This window comes from Acrocarpospora pleiomorpha (genome assembly GCF_009687885.1).
GTDB lineage: Bacteria > Actinomycetota > Actinomycetes > Streptosporangiales > Streptosporangiaceae > Acrocarpospora > Acrocarpospora pleiomorpha.
The window spans coordinates 337-3,830 of sequence record NZ_BLAF01000142.1 but is presented as its reverse complement, the minus strand read 5'-3'; the positions used below and the strand labels follow the sequence as shown (position 1 = coordinate 3,830).

Here is a 3,494-nt window from a genome sequence, read left to right as displayed (position 1 = left end):
CCCTCGGCCAGTTGCGCGGCCAGATCAGGCAGCCGGGACAACTGGCGGGCCAGGGTGACGCGTTCCCCCGCCCTAGCGGCCCGGGAACCGGTGGCCGCGGCCAGCCACGCCCCGAGCGAACGCCGCCCGAACAGCTGCTGGCCTTTCCCGGCATCGGCCACGGCCAGCCGGACCGCGATCGCCGCCTCGGCCCGATCGATCGCCCGTGCCAACGCCACGATCTCGGCCATCGCCGACTCCACATCAGAGGGCACCCGCGACCCGTCAGCGGCGATCACCTCGATCTGGTGCAGCCACTCCCGTATCGCCGCCCCGGCCAAACCCGGATCAGGGTGATCAGAACGACCAGGATGATCAGAACGATCGGAGCGATCAGAGTGGTGATCGGAGCGATCAGAGTGCTCTGCGTGAGCGGACTCCCGGGCGCTGTCACCGGCTTGTTGAGCACGCTGCTCGGTCTCGTGCACGCTGCCGGAGGACCCCTGCGACCTCTGCCCGGTTCCGGGAGACGGCCGGTGAGCGGTGGCCTGGGCGGTGCCGGAGCACGCCGTCGCGGGGTGTGCCGTCGCGGGGTGTGCTATGCCGGAATGCGAGATGCCGGAGTCCCCGCTGGAGGCTGCCTCGGGAACTCGAACTCGGGAAGGATCCAGAAGGATCGCGCCATGGGAATCGACGGGAATGCGGCCGGTTTCGTGCGCCCCGGCACGTCGCTGGGGTGAACGCAGTGAACGCGGCGTTTCTGGATGGAGAACCGGCACACCGTCGGGGCGGGCATTGAGGGAAAGTCCGACGGGATCGCGACCGTCAGGACCGGCCGGAGCGCAGGACTCCAGAGGCGGAGAGGAAGTGGCGGGGTCGGCGGGGGAAGCGGTGGCGGCGCGGTAGTCGGACAGCAGTACCGCACCCGAGGTCATCATCCCGGAACACCTCCTGTCGTGGATCGACCGGCCGACCTACTCCAGGATATCGCTCACACGTTCGATTAACAACTCTGCGTAGTCGTTTATGTGCGAATTGTCGCGATAGGAGGGCATCAGCGCAGCAGGTTGGTGTCACCGATCTTTCATGGGCATTCGCTGATGTTCCGCAGCGCCTTCAACCCATCGGTGATCTGTCTCGCGAGTACTGTCACCGGTCTGTTGACCACGCTGGCCGGTCACGTGCCCGCTGCCGGAGAACTCATGCCCGGATCCGGGCAACGACCAGCGGTCCCACTGGAGGGCCGGATACCAGCGAACCCATTGCGAATCCATCGTGGACCCATCGTGAGCTGCGCGTTCGCGCGCTCGGCGAAGGGCACCCATCGCACGAATCCTCTGTTCCTCCCCGGGTTCCGCCCGCCGCCGATGCCGTGGCGTCCGCACGAAAGCCATTGCATGGGGTTCCTCCCCACCCAACCCTCGGGCCCCGCCCGCCCCCACCGTCGCCGTGTTCGCGGTTCCTATCCACCCTCCGGTTTCTTCCGGATCCGCCCGGTCTTGCGTCGCCGTATTCGCGGTTCCCGTCCACCGTTTCTTCCGGGATCCGCCCGACCCTGCCGTCGCGGTGGTTTCCCACACGTCTGTCGCATTCCGCTCCCGACCCCTGGCAACACCTGGCAGTCCCACGTAGACGTGCCTGTGCAGATCAGTCGTCCCGTGAACCGGCAGGCGAATGACAGTCCGCGCGTAGGCGTGCCTGATGACTCGGTGAGGAGCGCCCTCTGACAGGAGCGTGTTTGGATATTTCGTTTCTTCGGTGGGTTTGGGGGGCGAGGGGTAGCTTGGGCGGTTGTTGAGGCGATCTTTGAGGGGGTCGGGTGGCGAGGGCTACGCTTCGGGAGCGGGTTCGGTACTGGTTTGACAACACCATGTCCAAAGGGACGGCGGCGCTGATCGGGTGGTTGGCGCTGGTTTCGGCGGTGTTGATTCTGGTGGTGAGCGGGTCCGCGTTGTGGCTTACCCCGGCGGAGGTCAAGGATGGCCTGCCGGGGGCCATGTGGGCGGCGCTGATGCGGACGCTCAGCCCGGGGAAGATCGCCAGTGACGGTGGGACCGCGCCCTACCTGGCGCTGATGCTGGTCGCCTCGCTTGGCGGGATCTTCATCGTGAGCATCCTGGTCAGCCTGCTGTCCACGGGGCTGAAGGAGAAGATCGAGGATCTACGGAAGGGCAGATCGAGGATCATCGAGGCGGGTCACACCGTCATCCTCGGCTGGTCGGACCAGATTTTCACGATCGTCGGCGAGCTCGTGAAGGCCAACGCCAGCCAGCGCGGAACGATCATCGCGATTCTCGCGGATCGCGACAAACTCACGATGGAGGACGAGATCCGCTCTCGCCTCGGCGACACCGGCAGGACGCGCCTGGTGTGCCGGACCGGGCGGCCCACCGAACCGGCCGACCTGGCGTTGATGAACCTGCAGGACGCCAGTTCGGTGGTCGTGCTGTCACCCCACGGCGAGGACCCGGACGCCCACGTGATCAAAACCCTGCTCGCGCTGGCCAAACGCTCGGGCGCGCACCCGCCGACGGTGGCCGCGATCGCGGACTCCGCCAACATGGCGGCGGCCAGGCTCGCGGGCGGCCCGAAAGTCCACCTGGTCGACTCCGACGACACCGCCGCCCGGCTGATCGTGCAATCCTCCCGCCAGTCGGGAATGTCGGTCGTCTGCATGGACCTGCTCAACTTCGACGACGGCGAGATCTACCTGCGCGCCGACCCCTCCCTGGCCACTCGTACGTACGGCGAGAGCTTGGCCGCATTCAAAGGCGCCACCGTCATCGGCCTGCGGAAGAGCGGGACGGTCACCCTCAACCCGCCGATGGACACCCCGATCGGCACCGCGGACGAGATCATCGTCATCGCCCAGGACGATTCGATGATCAGGCTGGCGGGCAGCGGCGCCAAGGTGGACGCGACCGCCATCGTGACCGCCGAGCGCGCCGAGTCCCAGCCGGAACGCACCCTGATCCTGGGCTGGAACAGCCGCGCCCGCAAGATCGTCCGCTACCTGGACGGCTACGTGGCTCCCGGCTCGGTCCTCGACATCGCCGCCGATCATCCGGACGCGGGCGCCGACCTGCCCGGTCTCCGCCATCTCACGGTCAACGCCAAAGACTGCGACACCACCGACCGGTATGCGCTGGAGTCCCTCAGCATCGGCCTCTACCAGCACGTGATCGTCCTGTCCGACGATCGGTACGCCGCCCACCACGCCGACACGCGTACCCTGATGACCCTGCTCCAGCTCCGCGACATGCAGACCGCCCTGGGCGAGCGATACTCGATCGTCAGTGAGATGCACGAGGAGAGCAACCGCGCCCTGGCCGAGGTCACCGAGGCCGACGACATCGTCATCAGCGACACCGTGATCGGCCTCCTGCTGGCTCAGCTCGCCGAGAACCAGCACCTGGCCGACGTGTTCGGCTACCTCTTCGACTCGCGCGGCTCGGAGATCTACCCGAGACCCGCCGGCGACTACCTCAAACCGGGCGTCCCCGTCGGCTTCGCCA

The 3,494-nt window shown here is 67.2% G+C and carries 2 protein-coding genes; one reads left to right on the top strand and one right to left on the bottom strand.

Annotated elements, in window-relative coordinates:
* Nucleotides 1–320 (bottom strand): hypothetical protein (locus Aple_RS51610; protein WP_218038958.1); only part of this gene is annotated, 320 nt, incomplete at its 3' end.
* 1,529 nt (nucleotides 321–1,849) lie between these two features.
* Here Aple_RS51610 and Aple_RS51605 point away from each other — a divergent pair.
* Nucleotides 1,850–3,494, top strand: a 1,645-nt coding sequence (locus tag Aple_RS51605; RefSeq protein ID WP_246265705.1) for a CASTOR/POLLUX-related putative ion channel, incomplete at its 3' end; no start/stop codon positions are given.